The organism is Methylobacterium sp. NPDC097929 (assembly GCF_049543375.1).
GTDB lineage: Bacteria > Pseudomonadota > Alphaproteobacteria > Rhizobiales > Beijerinckiaceae > Methylobacterium.
This window is the reverse complement of sequence record NZ_JBMVEP010000002.1, coordinates 454,308-471,961: the sequence shown is the minus strand read 5'-3', so window position 1 is coordinate 471,961 and position 17,654 is coordinate 454,308. Positions and strand designations below refer to the sequence as shown.

Sequence of the window (17,654 nt, the reverse complement as noted above, 5' to 3'; positions counted from 1 at the left end):
GGGGCCGCGCAGACCCGGGGTGCGGTTTCGCACCGCCCCCGGACCACGGATCGGGATTAGAGCTGAGCCGATGGAGACTCGCGCAAACTACGCACTGATCGGCGCCTTCACCATCGGCGTCGTGCTGGCCGCCTTCGGCTTCGTGTTCTGGCTCCAGGGCGGCTCCCGGGGGCAGGCGACCCAGGCGCTCCGCATCGTGTTCTCCGGCTCGGTCGGGGGGCTCGCCAAGGGCTCGACCGTGTCGTTCAACGGCATCAAGGTCGGCGAGGCGCTCGACGTGCGCCTGCTGCCGCAGGACCCCCGCCGGGTCGTCGCGGTGGTGCAGGTCGATCCCTCGACGCCCCTGCGCGCCGACACCCGGGCGCGGCTCGATTCCGCGATGCTGACCGGCGTCTCGCAGATCGCGCTCTCGGGCGGCAGCGCCGACGCGCCCGCGCTCACCCCGGGCTCGGGCGACAAGATGCCGACGATCTTCGCCGATTCCAGCGACATCCAGGACATGATGGCGGCCGCCAAGCAGATCGCGCAGCGGGCCGACGACGTGCTTCAGCGCCTCGACAAGGTGGTGGCCGGCAACGAGGGCGCGATCAACCGCACGCTCGCCAACGTCGAGTCCTTCTCCAAGACGCTCGCCGAGGCCGGCCCCTCCATCGCCGGCCTCGTCAAGGCCGTGGACGGGCAGCGCCTCAACCGGGTGATCGAGAACGCCGACACCTTCTCGGCCGCGCTCGCCAAGTCCGGCCCCGACATCGAAGCGGGCCTGCACGACGCCCGCCTGCTTGCGGGCAAGCTCAGCGCCTCCGCTGACCGGATCGACGGCGTCCTCAAGGGAGCCGAAGGCTTCCTCGGCTCGGCCTCGGGCCAGCAGGGGGCGGGCACCTTCGCCGAGATCCGCGAGGCGGCGATCTCCGTGCGCGATGCGGGCAGGGCCTTCCGCGCGCTCTCGGAGAACCTCGACAAGCGCACCGCCAACATCTCCACGAGCTTCAACCGCCTCTCGGGATCGAGCCGGCGCGAGGTCGAGGCGCTGTCGAGCGACGGCCAGCGCACGCTCAACAGCCTCAACCGGGCCGCCAAGAGCCTGGAGCGCGATCCCTCCCAGGTCATCTTCGGCGGCAAGCCGTCGTTGCCGGAATACAACGGTGGCCGCTGAGCGGCCACCGGCGGGGATGATGTGCCGGCACGCACTGCGCCGCTTGAGCGTTGCCGTAAGCTCGAGCTTGCTAGAGGAGGTGCTCGTCGCCTCTTCGGCGAATGGACGGTGCCCGCGCGTATGACGCCTTTCCTTCTCTCGCCTGCCCTGCCCGGCCGCGGCCTGCGCGCGGGTGCGCTCCTGGCCTCGCTCGCCCTCCTCGGCGGCTGCGGCGGCGGCGGCACGCCCCTGACCTTCGACCTCGCCGCCCTGCCGGGCCAGCCCCGGGCCGGGGGCACCGCGCGCTCCATCGTCGTGTCCGAGCCCGTCGGCCTGCAGCCGATGGAGGCCGACCGCATCATCGTGCGCGAGCCCGGCGGCTCCCTGTCCTTCCTCGGCGGCGGCCAGTGGGCCGACCGGCTGCCGCGCCTGATCCAGGCGCGGGTGATCCAGAGCCTAGAGAATACCGGCCGCCTGCGCTCGGTCTCGCGGCCCGGCGACAAGGTGCCGTCCGACTACCAACTCGTCAGCGAGATTCGCGAGTTCGACATCAATTCCGGCACCGGCGAGGCCGTGGTGGACCTCTCGGCCAAGCTCATCGCCGACGGCAGCGGCCGCGTGGTCAACGCCCGCGTCTTCACCGCCCGCGTGCCGGTCGGTAAGGTCGATCCGCAGAGCGCCGCCGCGGGCCTCGATGCGGCCCTGAGCCAGGTGCTCGCCGACCTCGTGCGCTGGGTGAATGCGGGGCGCTAGAGCATCGTTCCGAAAGGTGGCCGCCGGCTTTCGGAAGAAGACGATGCGAAACAAGAGGCTAGACCATCGTGCCGGATACGATATCCGGCACGATGGTCTAGAGGCCCCTCACTCCATCACCGCGGCCTTCATGATGACCACCATCGTCGCCCGGCCCGGCGCATCGCCGAGGCAGCGGATGCTGTGCGGGCGGTCGCAGCGATAGCGCAGGGTCTCGCCCGCGTTGGCGCGCTGCACGTCTCCCGCCACCTCGACCTCGAAGCTGCCCTCGAGCACCGAGAGCGACTCGACCGAACCGCGCTGGTGGGCGTCGGATTCGAGCACGCCGCCGGCATCGGCGGTGACGTCGTACCATTGCAGCCACTCGACGGTCTTGATCCAGCCGATGATGGCGAGGCGCACTTTGCCGTCGTCGGAGACCAGCCGCGGCGTGTCGGCCCGCGAGAAGCGCTCGATGAACGGCTCCTCGTCCGAGGTCGCGAGCACCCGCTCGATCGAGACGTCGAGCGCCTGGCTCAAGCGCCAGATCGTGGCGAGCGTCGGGTTGGTCTCGTTGCGCTCGATCTGGCTGATGATCGATTTGGCTACCCCCGACTGTTCGGCGAGTTCGGAGAGGGAGAGGTTGTAGGCCTTGCGCAGCCGCTGGATCGTCTTGCCGAGCTGGCCCGAGAGCACCTGTGCGCCGCTGACGAGATCCTTGGGTCGTCCCCGCTCGAGGCTTGCCGCTATGTCCACCATCACGCCGGTCCGCTGAGAATGCCCTGCGAAACGCTGCGCGCTCGGAGCGCCGCGGGGCGCATCCGGTTCGAGCGGATCGGGTCGGGCACCGAATTTCGTTCCTTTATTCGAACGAACGTTTGATCTGTCAAACGCATTCCGAGGAGGGAAGTCGTTTCCTCAAGCCGGAATGCTCAGGACCAGAGCGCGTGGAAGTGGTGCAGAGGACCGTGGCCCTGGCCGACGGGAACCGAATCCGCCGCACGGATCGCCGCCGTGACGTAGGCCTTGGCGCCGGCGACCGCCTCGGCGAGCCCCTGCCCCTTGGCGAGACCCGCCGCCACCGCCGCCGAGAGGGTGCAGCCGGTGCCGTGGCTGTTGCGGGTCTCGATGCGCGGGGCTGCGAAGCGGCGCAGCGTCCCGTCCCCGCCGATGAGATGATCGACGCTCTCGCGGCCCTCGCCGTGGCCGCCCTTGATCAGCACCGCCCGCGCGCCCCGCTCCACCAGCCGGCGGCCCTGCCCGACCGCCTCGTTCTCGTGTCCCGCCTCCGCTTCCCCCAGGAGCGTCGCGGCCTCGGGCAGGTTGGGTGTGACGACGGTCGCCAGCGGCATCAGCTCGCTGCGCAGGATCTCGACCGCCTCCCCCGAGATCAGCCGGTCGCCGCTGGTGGCCACCATCACCGGATCGAGCACGATCGGGATGCCGGAGGCGTGCCGCCGCAGGCCGTCGGCCACGGCGCGGATGGTCTCGGGCCGCGAGAGCATGCCGATCTTCACGGCACGGACGGCGAGATCGGAGAAGACCGAGTCGATCTGCGCCGCCACGAAGTCGGCGGGCACGTCGTGAATCGCCTGCACGCCAAGGGTGTTCTGGGCCGTGAGCGCCGTGAGGACGCTGGCGCCGTAGACGCGCAGGGCCGCGAAAGTCTTGAGGTCGGCCTGGATGCCGGCGCCCCCGCTCGAATCCGAGCCGGCGATGGTCACGGCGATGGCGGTCATGGCGCTCCTTCCCCTCACGTTGACGGCGTCCGGATCGTGCGCACGCACGGGCTAACGCGGTGGCGTGCCCGCGCGTGCCGCCAGCGCCTCGTCGATCCGGGCACGCAGGTCGCGGGCCTTGGCCTCGGTCGACCCGCCCTTGAACAGCGCGCCGATCAGCGCCACCCCGTCCGCGCCGGCCCGGATCGCGGAGGCCGCGTTGCTGGCGTCGATCCCGGCGATGGCGCCGACGGGCAGCCCGCTGCCCCGGGCGAGGCGGGCGCGGAAGACGATCCGCTGCAGTCCGTCGAGGCCCACCGGCGGATCGGGATTGTCCTTGCTCGTGGTGGCGAAGACGCCACCGATGCAGGCGTAGTCGATGGGCAGGCGGTAGAGTTCGTCCGCCTGCGCCCCGGTCTTCACGGTCAGCCCGATCACCGCGCGGGGGCCGAGCAGGCGGCGCGCCTCCTCCGGGTGGAGGTCGGACTGGCCGAGATGCACGCCCTCGACGCCGGCGGCCAGCGCGAGATCGACCCGGTCGTTGACGAGGAGCGGCGCGCGGCCCTTCAGCGCCGCGTGGATGGCCCGGATGCGGGTGAGCGCGGCGCGGGCATCGTCGAGATCCTTCTCGCGGTACTGCAGCAGGGTGGCGCCTCCCGCCGCGGCCTCCGCCGCCAGCTCGGCGAGCGCGCCGGCGTCGCCGCCCAGCACGCCGACATCGAGGATGCCGTAGAGGCGCAGATCCACCGCCACCGGCATCGCGGGCCGGGACAGGCCGAGCCCGGTTCCGACGCTCATGCCCACTCTCCCCGCCGTCCAGCCGCCATGCCACCCACCCCCGCGCCGCTCCGACCGATGTTGCGCTTCGATCTAGCAGCATCGGCGGGAGGCCGCGAGCGGCGGATTCGGGCGGATCGTGGAAGGGCCGCACCCGAAATGGCCTGCGGATGAGGCCCGGCCTCGCGTTGACGCTGCCGGGGCCGATCCGGCAAGAGCGAGGAGGGCAGGCCGAACCGATCCCGCCATCGGTGGGATGTCCCGGGGAGATGGGCTCGAGGCCGCGACGATCCGCATGAGCACGGCCGAACCGGATAAAGCCGCCGCGGCGGCGAGAGCGGGGATCCGCAGCGACAGCGCCTCGTCGGTGGGCCTCGTCGCCGTCATCGTCGCGGCGACGGACGGCGAGCCGCGCGCGCTGACCGTGCAGGTCTCCGGGCAGGCGAAGGGCCGCGAGACCGCCCTGCCCGCCGGGCCGCTCGTGCCCGAGCACGCCACCCTGGAGCGCGGCCTGCGGGCCTGGGTCGAGCAGCAGACCCATCAGCGGCTCGGCTATGTCGAGCAGCTCTACACCTTCGGCGACCGCGACCGCGAGGATGGGCCGCACGGCGTCCACCTGCTCTCGGTGGCCTATCTCGCCCTGGTGCGGGAGCTGCGACCGGCGGGTCTGGCCGAGGCGGCGTGGCGCAACTGGTACCGCTACCTGCCCTGGGAGGATTTTCGCGAGGGCCGTCCCGCGGCGCTGGCCGAGATCGAGCCGCGCCTGATGGCCTGGGTCGCGGCGGGCTCCGACGCGAAGCTGCGGCGCCTGCGCGAGGACCGGGTCGGACTCAATTTCGGAGCCGGCGGCGCCTGGAACGAGGAGCGCGTTCTGGAGCGCTACGAGTTGCTGTTCGAGGCCGGGCTGATCCCCGAGGCCAAGGGCCAGGCCGGGGCGACCGTACCCGAGGACATCGCCGTGACCGGCCAGCCCATGGCCCACGACCACCGCCGGGTGCTGGCCACCGCGATCGGGCGCCTGCGGGGCAAGATCAAGTATCGCCCGGTGGTGTTCGAGCTGATGCCGCCCGCCTTCACCCTGCTTCAGCTCCAGCGCACCGTGGAGGCGCTCTCGGGCACGCGGCTGCACAAGCAGAACTTCCGCCGGCTCGTGGCGCAGCAGGGGCTGGTCGAGGAGACCGAGGCGCTGACCAGCGGCAATGCCGGGCGCCCGGCCCGGCTGGTGCGCTTCCGCCGCGAAGTGCTGCTGGAGCGCCCCGCGCCCGGCGTGCGGCTCACCCCGACCCGGCGCCCGGCCTGATCTCGTCTCCGGTCCATCGCCTCGGCCTTCACCCCGCTCCGTCATCGCGAGCATCAGCGAAGCGATCCAGGGGCGCGACCTGTCCGGACAGGGCCGCGCCCTGGATTGCTTCGGCTCCGCCTCGCAAGGACGAGGGAAGAAACCGAAGCGATCAAACGGAAATCGTATGAGACCGTTCAGGACTGGAACAGGCGTGCGAACTGCTCGGGACAGCCGGCCAGCAGTGCGGGCGCCAGGGGAAGCTCGGCGCGAGTGCAGAGGCTGAAGCCGTAATAGGGCGCCAGCAGATCGAGGTCCGGGACGCGGACCCACAGGTGCTGGCTCCGTCCCTCCTCCGCCACAGCGATGAGGAGCATCTGGCCGCTCGGATCGAACGACACGGCCTGCTCGCGAAAGAGGAGCGTGATCGAGCGGACCTCGTCCTCGGACACGCGCTTGTGCGACCAAATCATCGGCGAACGCCTCCGAGGCGGGCGTTTGCCGGCTCAGTCCGCTTCCCTCAACCGCCCCCGACGCATCGCCGGGCGGCGTCCCGACCCGGGATGACGCCCGGGAGCGAAACGTGGCGGGCCGCCCCGTTCCGCCCGGGACGGCCGATCCGCCTTGAGCGGCCCGAAGGAAGGCCCGGACACGGACCGCCCTCGACCTCGTGGCGAGGGCGCAGCGGGTGTTCGTGAAAGACGCCTAGAACATCTTGCCGGATATCGTATCCGCCACGATGTTCCAGCCTCTTGTTTCGCATCGTCTTTCTCCGAAAGCCGGCAGCCACCTTTCGGGACGATGCTCTAATCGTCCTTCTTGCGGCGCGGGGCGCGGCGCTTCTTCTCCGGGGCAGCCTCGGGCTCGGCCGCCGCCGCGGCTTCCGGTGCCGCTTCGACTTCGGGATCGGAGGCCCGGCGCCGCTGCTGGCCCAGGCCGAGCGCCCGCGCGAGTTCGGAGCGCTGCTCGGAATAGCTCGCCGAGGTCATCGGATAGTCGTTGGGCAGGCCCCATTTGGCGCGGTACTGCTCCGGCGAGAGGCCGCGCAGGGTCAGGTGGCGTCGCAGCGTCTTGTAGGGCTTGCCGTCCTCGAAGCTGATCAGGAAGTCGTGGCTGATCGACTTGCGGATCTCCTGCGGCGTCGCCTTGGGCGGCCCCGTCTCGGCCGAGGGCCGGCCGCTGGTGCTCACGGCTCGGATCGCCTCGTGCACTTCTCCGAGAAGTTTCGGCAGCTCGGCGCTCTGAACATGGTTGTTGCTGACATAGGCCGAGACGACATCTGCCGTCAGGGTCACGAGGCGGGCTGTTTCCGCGTCTTGTTCGCTGGTGTCCATGGCGCAATCTTCTTCGACAGGGGATTAGCGCATCGACGGTAAGCTCAGGTTTTCAAAGGAGCAAGATAGAGAGCTTGAATGCGCGCGGTTGCAGCTGAAAGAAAATGCAGCGAGGCCGGCATTTCTATGCACTTCGCCATGGAAATCATCGTTCCGGCCTTCGTTCGATAAATGACAAACCTCACATTTTCAGTGGTATCCTTGGTCTGGAATGAAACTTACATATGTTGATATTTGAGCATTCATTGTTCAAAAAACGACGCAACCTCAAGAGCTTGCCGTTTTTGCCCGAAGACCTGCGGTGGAGCGGCCGGCTTGACCGAACGACCCTGCCCCTGGCTGGCAGGCACGACCCGCCCGCCGACGCCTACGGGTGCGGCGTCCTGCCGCGGCTCTCAGTATTTTCTGTGGATTTCCGAAATGCACCGGGATGTTTTCAGCTCGCTGACTCTCTTGTCGCGCCGATCACGCCGACGTGATTCAGTCGGTGTTCGATCGTGGCGGGTCCTGCAGGCAGATTTCGGCGGCGCAGACCGCATCGAAAGGTACGGCAGGTCGCGTTGACGCGGTGGCGCGAGGCGTAGGAACGGCGTTTTCCAGTGATGGCGGCCCGAGTTCGGCCAGCGGATCAGTCTCGGCGACGAAAAGCAGCCGCGGGCCGGTTTCGGAGACGATCGGGACGTGCGTCGCGTCCGGCCCTATCCTTGCCGAGGGATGAGTTGCGCTCCGCCGCATCTTGGCGCGACGGAGCGCGGCCCGGATCAATCGAGGCCGAGCATCAGTCCGAGGTTCTGCACGGCCGCGCCCGAGGCGCCCTTGCCGAGGTTGTCGAGCCGGCCGACCAGTACCGCCTGACCGTAGCTGTCGGAGCCGAACACACGCAGTTCGAGCCGATCGGTGTCGTTGAGGGCTTCCGGTTCGAGGCGCTCGCGGTGCGCGCCCTCCTCGGCGCCGCGCACGACCCGCACCAGCGGGCTTTCCGCGTACCACGCGGCCAGGGCCTCCTCGAGATCGCCCGGCGTCGGACGGTCCGGCAGCGCCGAGAGATGGACCGGAATGCTGACAAGCATGCCCTGGCGGAAATTGCCGACGGAGGGGATGAAGATCGGCCGCCGGGTGAGGCGGCTATAGGCCTCGATCTCGGGAAGATGCTTGTGGCCGAAGCCGAGGCCGTAGAGCTGGAACGGCGCCCCCTCCCCCCGCTCGTAGGCCTCGATCATGCTGCGGCCGCCGCCGCTGTAGCCGCTCACCGCGTTGATGCTGACGGGGTGATCCGAGGGGATCAGCCCGGCCTCGACCAGCGGGCGCAGCAGCGCGATCGCCCCGGTCGGGTAGCAGCCGGGATTGGCGACCCGGCGCGCGGCGCGGATGGCGTCGGCCTGCCCCGGCGCCATCTCGGCAAAGCCGTAGACCCAGCCCGGGGCGATCCGGTGCGCGGTGGAGGCGTCGAGCAGCTTCGGGCCGCCGCCGGGCAGGCTGTCGGCGAGCGCGGCGGTCTCGCGGGAGGCCTCGTCGGGCAGGCAGAGCACGACGAGATCGACCTCTTCGAGGATGGCCCGCTTGGCTCCCGCATCCTTGCGGCTCTCGTGGGGGATGCTGACGACGCTGACCCGCCCCTCGCGTTCGAGGCGCTCGCGGATGCCGAGCCCGGTCGTGCCGGCCTCGCCGTCGATGAACACCTTCGGAGCGGTGGCGGTGACGCCTTCGGACATCGCGGATCCTCGTTCGTCCGGATCTGTCCGGCACTGGGGGTCGATGGGGGATCGATGGCGCGCAGGTGGAAGCTTCCCCTCCTCCTGTCAACGCCCGTCGCGGCCGGTCCTGCCTGGGGCCAGCCGGAACCGAGGATGCCGCCTTCTGTTGACAGCCAAATGTCGCTCAGGAGGCGAAATCGATGGCTGGTACGGCGAAGAAGACGGACCCCAAGCTCTGGGACAAGGTCAAGGAGGAGGTGACGCAATCCTCCAAGGGCGGCAAGCCCGGTCAGTGGTCGGCTCGCAAGGCACAGATGGCCACGAGTGAATACAAGAAGGAGGGCGGTGGTTACGCGGGCAAGAAGTCCGACGACAACCACCTCAAGCAGTGGACCGACGAGGAGTGGGGCACGAAGTCCGGCCGCGAGAGCGGCAAGACCGGCGAGCGCTACCTGCCCAAGAAAGCCCGCGAGACCCTCTCCGATTCCGAGTACGCACGCTCGACTGCCAAGAAGCGGTCCGATTCCGCCAAGGGCAAGCAGTTCTCGAAGCAGCCCGACGACGTGGCCGAGAAGGCCGCCTCGAGCCGCAAGACGGGTGGGAAGACGGGCGGCAAGACCGGCAAGACCGCCGCGAGGGGCGGCAAGGGCGGGACGACCAAGGCGCAGCTGATGGAGCGCGCCCGCAAGCAGGACATTCCCGGCCGCTCGAAGATGACGAAGGGCGAGCTGGAGCGGGCCCTCGCATAGGCAGCCGGAAAGCGATGGCGGGACGGTTCGATCCCTCCCCGTCATCGCCTCAGGAACGTGTCCCGGTCCTGATCACGACGAAGCCCGACCCCTCGCGAAGAAGGGCCGGACCCTCGGGCTATGCAGGAAGCCCACGAAGTGCCCGGCTCCTCTGCGCGGCGCGCGTCCGTGGTCAGACCCGAGGAAAACGGCGAGCGGCCCGTCTGTTCAGGCGCGGCGGTTCACGACGGTTTCCGGGATCGCCGGCCGGACGCCGCATCTGCGACGCCGGCGCGAGGGCTCCGCCGGGCAAGCCGGACCGCTCAATCCAGGCGGACATCGCGCGGACAGGAGCGGCTTCCGCAGCCCCCGGCCGAGACCCGCTTACTCCTCGTCGGGGCCGGCGGCGGAGACCTCGGGCTCGTCGGCCGTGTAGCCTTCGAGCCAGTCCAGGCTCTCCTGCGAACCGGCCTCGTAGGGGTTGGCCGAATCGGGCTTGCCCGTCGCCTTGGCGGACTTGCCCTCTTCGAAGATCGTGTACGACACCACCGCCATCGGATCACCCTTTTCTCGATCTTGCGAACCGCGCATCCCGGCTCGGCAGAAGCGCCGTGACAAGCGTTGCGCGCGCGCCCGGGTTCCGTTCCCGCCTCAGGAGGCAGCGTCCGAATCCCCGGCCGGCTTGGCCTCGGCGCGGTGGAGGCGGCTCAGCAGCACCAGCAGCGGGCCGGGCAGCGGCGCTTCGAGGGCGGTCGCATCGAGGATGTCCGGCCGCGCCGTGCGGCGGCGGTCGGCGCGCGGCTCGCGCTTGACGATGATGGGTGAGCGGGGACGGGCGGGTCTGGGTGTCATGACGCGGCAGGTACTCGAAGCGCCTCGATGAGCGGAACGAACGAACCCTCGCAAGACACCCGGTCGCCGCTTGCCGTGCCAACAGCCGCGACGGCCCTGACAGGCGTCTGTGCGAGAAACACTTTGGCCCGTGAGAACGTCTCCTCCCGACCCCGGTTCCACGAAATTCGTCTATAAATTAAACATAATGCCGCAGGATTAGGCGATAAAGTCCTTGCCTGTGCTTCAGGGATCACGGCTTTGGCCTGCCGGTTCGCGTAGCAGGAGGCGCGCGGGCATGTTGCGGTTATGCGTGGCCCTGCGGGCGGACGGATGGTAAGGGGCGGCCCATGCTCGAAGGTCTGCCGCCGCACCGTCCCACGCACGTCCTGCGCCTGATCACGGACGAGCCCTCCGCTCGTGCCATGACCGAGCTTCTGGGCGAGATGTTCGACCCCATGGAGACGGCGGTGGCCGCCTTCGAGGTCGAGGAGACTGGGGCGTGGCGCCTCGAAGCCTACTTCTCGGAGGAGCCGGACGCGGAGATGATCCGCGCGCTGATCCGCCCCGTGGTCGGTGCCCAGGCCGACGAGGCCGCCTTCGAGACCATCGATCAGCAGGATTGGGTGCGCGCCTCGCTCGAAGGGCTGAAGCCGGTGCGCGCGGGCCGCTTCCTCGTGCATGGCGGCCACGACCGGCACCACGTGCGGCCCAACGACCTCGCCATCGAGATCGAGGCGGCGCTCGCCTTCGGCACCGGCCACCACGGCACCACGCTGGGCTGCCTGCGGGCGCTCGTGGCCGAGATGAAGCGGCGCCGCCCCGCCCGCGTCCTCGATGTCGGCACCGGCACGGGCATCCTGGGCTTTGCCGCGGCTCGCGCGCTGCGCATCCCGGTCGTGGCCGGCGACCTCGATCCGGAGGCCGTGACGACCGCGCGGGAGAATGCCCGCCTCAACGGCCTCGGGCCGCTCATGCGCCTCTACCACGCGCCCGGCGTGCGCCATGCCCTGGCGAACCGGCCGCGCGGCTTCGACGTGGTCTTCGCCAACATCCTGGCCCGCCCGCTCAAACGGCTCGCGCCCTCGCTCACCGCCGTGGTGGCCGATCACGGCGTGCTGATCCTCTCCGGGCTGATCGAGCGCGACGTGCCCGGCGTGCTCTCGACCTACCGCCATCGCGGCTTCCATCTCGCCCGCTCCGGCGTGATCGAGGGCTGGGCGACCCTGGTGCTGCGCCGGGGCGGAGCCGCACCCCGCCCGCGCTGAACGAGGGTGACGCGGGCGGGCGCGAGGCGCTAGGCTTCCGCCATGACGAACGCAACCCTGACCAACGACGCGCGCCAAAGCTCCCGCCCCCGGTTTCAGACCTTCGACGATCCGAGCCACGCCAAGGGGCCCGAGCGGATCGAGGCCCTGCGCGCGGCCCTGCGCGAGATCCACGCCGACGGCTTCGTGGTGCCCCGGGCCGACGAGCACCAATCCGAATACGTGCCCGCCAACGCCGAGCGCCTCGCCTGGCTGACGGGTTTCACCGGTTCGGCCGGTCTGGCCGCGGTGCTCGCCGACGCGGCCGCCCTGTTCGTGGACGGGCGCTACACGCTGCAGGCGCCCGAGCAGGTCGATACCGGCACGATCACCGTGGTGCCGCTGGCCGAGACGACCCCGGAAACCTGGCTCGGCACCCATCTCAAAGCCGGGCAGGTTCTGGCCTACGACCCCTGGCTCCACACCGTCGACGGCGTCGCCCGGCTGGAGCGGGCCGCGGCCAAGGCCGGAGCCTCCCTGCGCCCGGTCGAGGCGAACCTCGTGGACGCGGTCTGGGCCGGGCGCCCCAAGCCTCCCGCCGGCCGGGTCGCGGCCCAGCCGGACGCGCTGGCGGGTGAGAGCCGCGAGGCCAAGCTCGACCGCATCCGCGCCGCGCTGGCCGAGGGTGGGCTCGACGCGCTGGTGATCTCCGATCCGCACAACCTCGCCTGGGCCTTCAACCTGCGCGGGGCCGACATCGCGCACACGCCCCTGGCCCTCGGTTACGCCGTCCTGCCCCGCGAGGGCCGGGCCGCGCTCTATCTCACCTCGCCCGAGATCGACGCGGATTTGCGCGCCGCCCTCGAACCGCTGGCCGACCTTCGTCCGCGCGCCGCCTTCGCCGAGGCTCTCGCGCAGGCCAGCGCGGGCGCGGCCAGAGTTCGCCTCGATGCGACGACGGGCGCGGCGGCGCTCAAGGGGCTCGTCGAGGCGGCCGGCGGCGTGGCCGATACCGGCCCCGACCCGGTCACCGCGATGAAGGCGGTGAAGAACGCCGCCGAGATCGCCGGCGCCCGCGCCGCCCATCGCCGCGACGGCCTGGCCGTGACGCGCTTCCTCGCTTGGCTCGACCGGGCGGCGGAAGAGGGCGTGAGCGAGATCCGGGCGGTCGAGGCCCTCGAAGACTTTCGGGCCGAGGGCGGCGAGCTGCGCGACGTCTCGTTCCCGACCATCTCCGGCTCCGGGGCGAACGGGGCGATCGTGCATTACCGCGTCACCCGTGCCACCGACCGCACCGCGCGGCCCGGCGAGCTCTTCCTGATCGATTCCGGCGCGCAATACGCCGACGGCACCACCGACATCACCCGCACGGTCGCGGTCGGCACGCCCACGGACGGGATGCGCGAGCGCTTCACCCGCGTGCTGAAGGGGCACATCGCCATCGCCCGCGCCGTCTTCCCCGAGGGCACCACGGGCGCGCAGATCGATGCCTTCGCCCGGGCGAGCCTGTGGGAGGCGGGGCTCGATTACGACCACGGCACCGGCCACGGCGTCGGCGCTTTTCTCTCCGTGCACGAGGGGCCGCAACGCATCGCCAAGACCGGCACGGTGGCCCTGAAGCCCGGCATGATCCTCTCGAACGAGCCGGGCTATTACCGTGCGGGCGCCTACGGCATCCGCATCGAGAACCTGATCCTGGTCGAGGAGCGGACGGTTCCGGGGGCCGAGCGGCCGATGCTCGGCTTCGAGACGCTGACGCTGGCTCCCATCGACCGTCGCCTGATCGACGCGACGCTGCTCGGCGCCGCCGACGCGGCTTGGCTCGACGCCTACCATGCCCGGGTGCGCGCGTGCCTCGCACCGCATCTCGACAGGGCGACGCGCGACTGGCTGGAGGCGGCGACCCGGCCGTTCGGCGAGGCGAGCGCGTGAGCGGGCGGCCGAACCCTTCCGTTCTGTTCGTGTGTCTGGGCAACATCTGCCGTTCGCCCCTGGCCGAGGCCGCCTTCCGGCTGGAGGCGGAGCGGGCCGGGTTGGACACGCGTGTCGATTCCGCCGGCACCGGCGACTGGCACGTGGGCGAGCCGCCCGACCCCCGCGCGGTCGCGGTGGCGCGGGCCAACGGCGTCGACATCTCCGGCTACCGCGGGCGGCAGGTGACGGCAGCGGATTTCGAGCGCTTCGACCACGTGGTCGCCCTCGATCACGCTAACCTCACCCGGCTGCGCGCCCTGCGCCCGGCGGATGCGCGGGCGGCGCTGAGCCTGCTCCTCGACCACGTGCCGGGCCGGACGGGCGAGCCCGTGGCCGATCCCTATTACGGCGCGGACGAGGGCTTCGCGACGACCTGGGCCGACGTGACGGCGGGCGCCCGGGCGCTGGTCCGACGCATCGCGGAGACGGGATGAGCGAGCTCGCGCGCCGCGCGGCGGATCTCCTCGGCGGCCGGCTCGCCGAGGCGCGGCCGATGGCGGGCGGAAGTCTCTCGCACTGCGCGGCCCTGCGCCTGGAGGACGGGCGCGAGGCGGTGGCCAAAACGGGCCCCGCGCCGCGGACCGAGGCGCGCATGCTGGAGGCCATCGCGGCGGCCGGCGTGCCGGCCCCGTCCGTCCTCGCGGTCGATGACGCGATCCTCGTGCTCGAACGCCTGGCCGATTCGGGGGCCGGGCCCGGCGCCCAGGCCGATCTCGGCCGCGTCGCGGCGCGCCTGCACGCGGCCTCCGGTCCGCGCTACGGCTGGCCGGAGGATTACGCCTTCGGTCCCGTCGTCATCGAGAATGCCGGGAGCGACGACTGGCCGGGCTTCTGGGGCGGACGGCGCCTGCTCTGCCATGCCGGCCACCTGCCCACGCCCCTGACCCGGCGGATAGAGGCGCTCGCGCACGATCTGCCGAACCGCCTGCCCCGGCATCCGCGCCCGGCCCTCCTCCACGGCGACCTGTGGGGCGGAAACGTCCTCTTCGCGGGCGAGCGCGTCACCGGGCTGATCGACCCGGCCTGCTATCACGGTCATGCGGAGGTCGATCTGGCGATGCTCTCGCTGTTCGGCCATCCGGGGCCGGCCTTCCGCGAGGCTTACGGCGCGGCGGAGCCCGGCGAGGCGGAGCGCGCGCCGATCTACACGCTCTGGCCGGCGCTGGTGCATCTGCGGCTGTTCGGTGCCGGCTACCGCGGCATGGTCGAGGGGCTGCTGGAGGCGGCCGGCGTCTGACACCGATTCCGGCTGATCGTCCCGAATCGTCATGGCGCGGCGGAGCCGAAGCCCTCCGGCGCTCCGAACGATCCGGAGAGGTCGCGCGGCTGGATCGCTTCGCTCACGCTCGCGATGACGGCCCGAGGTGAAAGCCGAGATCATCGAACGGAAGTCCTATCAGAACATCCCGTTCGCGTTGGCGGAGTGTTCGGGCAGGATCTGCAGCACGTCCCAGTGCTCGACGATCCGGCCGTCGCCGTCGAGGCGGAAGATGTCGATGGCGGCGTAGTCGTGGTCGCCCGGCCAGTGCTGGAGACCGTGCAGCACGACGAGATCGCCCTCGGCGACGGCCCGCTTCACCTCGATCCGCTTGCCCGGCCATTCGCGCGCCATGCGCTCGAAATAGGCGATGAAGCCGTCCTTGCCGCTGGCCACGTGCGGGTTGTGCTGGATGTAGTCCGCGCCGGCATAGCGCTCGATGGCCTCGCGCGGCCGGCACTCGTTGAACATCAGTTCGTAGAAGGCGATGACGGTCGCCTTGTTGCGCGCGAGATCGCTCATGCTGTCGCTCCGGCTGGCCGGCGGGGGCCGGTCCGCCGCGTCGCCCGGCCCGGACGCGCCGGGCCGGTCACCGCGAGGCGTACCGACCCTACTCCGCCGGGGCGGGAGCCTCCAGCGCGCGCGGCTCGAAGCGGCCGTCCTGCGTCGGCTTCATCTCGACCCGCCGGTCGTGGTGCTTGTGCAGGGTCGAGCGGTGGCCGATCGAGACGATGGTCGTGCCGGGCAGCGTCTCGCGCAGCATCCGGTAGATCTCGGCCTCGGTCTCCTCGTCGAGGGCGGCGGTCGATTCGTCGAGGAACAGCCAGTCGGGCTTGGCCAGGATCGCCCGGGCGATGGCGAGGCGCTGCTGCTCGCCGCCCGACAGGCGCCGGTCCCAGTTGTCGATCTCGTCGAGCCGGTCGGCGAGCTGCGGAAGCCGGGCGGCCTCCAGCGCCGCGCGTATGGCCTCGTCGGAGAACTGGTCGATGGTGTGCGGGTAGGCCACGGCGCCGCGCAGCGACCCCAGCGGGATGTAGGGCCGCTGCGGCAGCACGAGCGCCGATTGCCCGGCCGGAACGTGGACCCGGCCCTTGCCGAAGGGCCAGATGCCGGCGATCGCGCGGAACAGGGTCGACTTGCCCGAGCCGGAGGGGCCGCTGACCAGGGTCGCGCCGCCCTTCGGCAGGCTGAGCGTGTCCGCCCGCACGATCTCGCGTCCGTCGGGCAGGGCGAGGGTGAGGTCGCGGGCGGTCACGGCGCTCCCGGTGTCGTTGTCCTGGGCCAGCCCGTAGCCCGCGCTCGCGAGGGCCTCGGCCTTCGTCATCGCCCGCTTGAACGAGCCCAGACGAATGGTGTTCGCCTTGTAGGCCGCGAGGATGGTGTAGGAATTGATGAAGAAGTTCAGTGAGTTCTGGACGTTGCTGAAGGCGTTCGATGTCTGCTGCAGGGCGCCCAGGGTGATCTTCTTGGCAAAGAACGAGGGCGCGGCGATGATGAGCGGGAAGACCGCGCTCGCCTGCCGGTAGCTGAAGGTGAAGGCGATCAGCTTGATGCGCCGGAAGATGATGCCGACATAGTTGTCGACGATGGCGTGGAACAGGGTGTTGAGCCGCGAGGTCTCGGCCCGCTCGCCCCGCAGCAGGGCGATCTGCTCCGAGTAGATGCGGTTGCGTGCCAGCGCGAAGCGGAAATCCGCCTCGACCTGCTCCTGCCGGTAATCGAGGCCGATGAGCGGCTTGCCGATCAGGTGGGTCAGCCAAGTGCCCACCACCGCGTAGGCGATGACCAGCCAGACCAGGAAGCCCGGGATCACCGCGTCCGTGAAGGGCAGCACGAAGTCGCGCGAGAGCGTCCACAGGATGACCATGAACGAGACGAGCTGCGCGGCCTGCGAGAGCAGGCGGGTCGAGAGCGTCGTGGTCTGGGCGATGAAGCTGTTGACGTCCGACTGGATACGCTGGTCCGGGTTGTCGGCGTCCTCGTCGGTGAAGGGGATGCGGTAATGCGTGCCGTCCCCGAGCCAGCGCTGATAGAGGCTCTGGGTGAGCCAGGTGCGCCAGCGCAGCTGCAGGGCGGAATCGACGTAGAGGTCGAACATGCCGAGCACGACGTTGAGGGTCGCGAGCGGGATGAAGACCCACAACACCTGATTCCAGAAGGCCGGCGCGTCGAGGGCCTGCAGGGAATTGTACATGTCGCGGTAGAAGAAGTTGAACCCGAGGGTCAGCGCGACGTCGGCGAAGTTCACGAAGATCGACAGCGCCACGAGATTGCGGCCGATTCGCCCCTCGGTGGTGCCGAACCAGCGGAACATGCCGACCTCGCGGCTCGGCGCGTCGCGGTTCGCGAAATAGGGGTCGGCGATGAGGGTGATGTCCCGGATCGGCTTCCAGTGCGAGACGGCGAGCACGATGGCCCCGAAGACGACGGCGCCCGTCGCGGCGAAGTCCGGCGGGAGCAGGGCCGCGACGAAGCCCGGCAGGGCTCCGGCATTGGCCAGCGTCTTGGACACGGCCAACAGCAGGTAGCCGGCGCCGTAGACCGAGACGAAAATCTTGAGATAGGCCGAGAGGTTGTTCGCGGCGATCAGAATGCCCGCCATGGCGAAGCCCGCCAGCGAGACGTAGAGCGGGGGCGAGGGAAGCCCCGGCGCGGCGAGCAGCAGGAGCGCGACGAGCGCCGTGAGCACGGCCTGGATGCCGAGCCCGCTCTTGAGTGCGGCCACGCAGGTACTCCTTCTCGCTGTGCCGGTCCGCGCCCACCCGGGGCGGGTGACGGGGGCCGGCCCACGGGGTCGGTCGCCGAACGCAGCGCCCGGCACGGCGCCCGTGGCCAGCCGTCATGGCGAGAACGTGGCGTCGCGCCGCTCCTGTCACGTGAAATTTCGGTCATGTCGAGGGCCGGACCGGTCCGCCGCCAGCGCCCTGGGAGCCAAGGTGCGACACCGTGG

At 70.6% G+C, this 17,654-nt stretch carries 18 protein-coding genes; 8 read left to right on the top strand and 10 right to left on the bottom strand.

Features of this window, described 5'->3' with window-relative positions:
- Positions 1–70: 70 nt before the first annotated feature.
- Together ACPCJR_RS10240 and ACPCJR_RS10235 are read left to right on the top strand one after the other, a co-directional pair.
- The gene (locus ACPCJR_RS10240; RefSeq protein ID WP_391512063.1) at positions 71–1,153 is read left to right on the top strand and encodes an MlaD family protein; all 1,083 of its coding nucleotides are present in this window, start codon (positions 71–73) and stop codon (positions 1,151–1,153) included.
- A gap of 120 nt (positions 1,154–1,273) precedes the next feature.
- Entirely contained in the window at positions 1,274–1,885 is a 612-nt protein-coding gene (locus tag ACPCJR_RS10235) for an ABC-type transport auxiliary lipoprotein family protein (RefSeq protein ID WP_391512062.1), read from the top strand.
- Positions 1,886–1,993: 108 nt separating this feature from the next.
- Here ACPCJR_RS10235 and ACPCJR_RS10230 read toward each other — a convergent pair whose 3' ends face one another.
- From ACPCJR_RS10230 to ACPCJR_RS10220, 3 genes are all read right to left on the bottom strand, one after another.
- Complete coding sequence (locus ACPCJR_RS10230; protein ID WP_331285687.1) at positions 1,994–2,623, bottom strand: XRE family transcriptional regulator; 630 nt, start codon at positions 2,621–2,623, stop codon at positions 1,994–1,996.
- Positions 2,624–2,796: 173 nt separating this feature from the next.
- Positions 2,797–3,603: a bifunctional hydroxymethylpyrimidine kinase/phosphomethylpyrimidine kinase gene (gene thiD, locus ACPCJR_RS10225; RefSeq protein ID WP_391512061.1), complete on the bottom strand. Its 807-nt coding sequence runs from the start codon at positions 3,601–3,603 to the stop codon at positions 2,797–2,799.
- A 51-nt stretch (positions 3,604–3,654) separates the two neighbouring features.
- Positions 3,655–4,380 (bottom strand): thiamine phosphate synthase, encoded by a 726-nt coding sequence (locus ACPCJR_RS10220; RefSeq protein ID WP_391512060.1) that lies wholly within the window; start codon positions 4,378–4,380, stop codon positions 3,655–3,657.
- A 274-nt stretch (positions 4,381–4,654) separates the two neighbouring features.
- On the opposite strand from ACPCJR_RS10220, the gene ACPCJR_RS10215 reads away from it, so the two are divergent.
- A complete protein-coding gene (locus ACPCJR_RS10215) occupies positions 4,655–5,659 on the top strand; it encodes an NUDIX hydrolase (RefSeq protein ID WP_391512059.1) in 1,005 nt (334 codons plus the stop codon).
- 176 nt (positions 5,660–5,835) lie between these two features.
- Here ACPCJR_RS10215 and ACPCJR_RS10210 read toward each other — a convergent pair whose 3' ends face one another.
- The 3 genes from ACPCJR_RS10210 to argC form a co-directional block, all read right to left on the bottom strand.
- Positions 5,836–6,111, bottom strand: coding sequence for a hypothetical protein (locus tag ACPCJR_RS10210; RefSeq protein ID WP_391512058.1), 276 nt, complete (start codon positions 6,109–6,111; stop codon positions 5,836–5,838).
- 333 nt (positions 6,112–6,444) lie between these two features.
- On the bottom strand, positions 6,445–6,972 hold the full coding sequence (locus ACPCJR_RS10205; RefSeq protein ID WP_391512057.1) for a MucR family transcriptional regulator: 528 nt from the start codon (positions 6,970–6,972) through the stop codon (positions 6,445–6,447).
- Between the two features lie 761 nt (positions 6,973–7,733).
- A complete protein-coding gene (argC, locus tag ACPCJR_RS10200; protein WP_391512056.1) occupies positions 7,734–8,684 on the bottom strand; it encodes an N-acetyl-gamma-glutamyl-phosphate reductase in 951 nt (316 codons plus the stop codon).
- Between the two features lie 182 nt (positions 8,685–8,866).
- Here argC and ACPCJR_RS10195 point away from each other — a divergent pair, with 182 nt between their 5' ends.
- Positions 8,867–9,415 (top strand): hypothetical protein, encoded by a 549-nt coding sequence (locus tag ACPCJR_RS10195; RefSeq protein WP_391512055.1) that lies wholly within the window; start codon positions 8,867–8,869, stop codon positions 9,413–9,415.
- A 363-nt stretch (positions 9,416–9,778) separates the two neighbouring features.
- On the opposite strand, the gene ACPCJR_RS10190 is transcribed toward ACPCJR_RS10195, so the two are convergent.
- Positions 9,779–9,949, bottom strand: a complete 171-nt coding sequence (locus ACPCJR_RS10190; RefSeq protein ID WP_391512054.1) for a hypothetical protein — start codon at positions 9,947–9,949, stop codon at positions 9,779–9,781.
- A 96-nt stretch (positions 9,950–10,045) separates the two neighbouring features.
- A complete protein-coding gene (locus ACPCJR_RS10185) occupies positions 10,046–10,246 on the bottom strand; it encodes a hypothetical protein (protein ID WP_391512053.1) in 201 nt (66 codons plus the stop codon).
- A 329-nt stretch (positions 10,247–10,575) separates the two neighbouring features.
- Between ACPCJR_RS10185 and ACPCJR_RS10180 the strand changes: the two genes are divergently transcribed.
- From ACPCJR_RS10180 to ACPCJR_RS10165, 4 genes are read left to right on the top strand one after another with little or no spacing between them, the layout of a single operon-like run.
- Entirely contained in the window at positions 10,576–11,493 is a 918-nt protein-coding gene (locus tag ACPCJR_RS10180) for a 50S ribosomal protein L11 methyltransferase (RefSeq protein ID WP_391512052.1), read from the top strand.
- 42 nt (positions 11,494–11,535) lie between these two features.
- On the top strand, positions 11,536–13,404 hold the full coding sequence (locus tag ACPCJR_RS10175) for a M24 family metallopeptidase (protein WP_391512051.1): 1,869 nt from the start codon (positions 11,536–11,538) through the stop codon (positions 13,402–13,404).
- Positions 13,401–13,880, top strand: a complete 480-nt coding sequence (locus tag ACPCJR_RS10170; RefSeq protein ID WP_391512050.1) for a low molecular weight protein-tyrosine-phosphatase — start codon at positions 13,401–13,403, stop codon at positions 13,878–13,880. Before ACPCJR_RS10175 ends, ACPCJR_RS10170 begins: the two co-directional genes overlap by 4 nt.
- Complete coding sequence (locus ACPCJR_RS10165) at positions 13,877–14,683, top strand: fructosamine kinase family protein (protein ID WP_391512049.1); 807 nt, start codon at positions 13,877–13,879, stop codon at positions 14,681–14,683. Before ACPCJR_RS10170 ends, ACPCJR_RS10165 begins: the two co-directional genes overlap by 4 nt.
- 159 nt (positions 14,684–14,842) lie before the next feature.
- Here ACPCJR_RS10165 and ACPCJR_RS10160 read toward each other — a convergent pair whose 3' ends face one another.
- Positions 14,843–15,226, bottom strand: coding sequence for a nuclear transport factor 2 family protein (locus ACPCJR_RS10160; protein ID WP_391512048.1), 384 nt, complete (start codon positions 15,224–15,226; stop codon positions 14,843–14,845).
- Between the two features lie 88 nt (positions 15,227–15,314).
- Positions 15,315–17,429 carry an ABC transporter ATP-binding protein/permease gene (locus ACPCJR_RS10155; protein ID WP_391512047.1) on the bottom strand — a complete coding sequence of 705 codons (2,115 nt, stop codon included), beginning with the start codon at positions 17,427–17,429 and terminating at the stop codon, positions 15,315–15,317.
- Positions 17,430–17,654 lie beyond the last annotated feature (225 nt).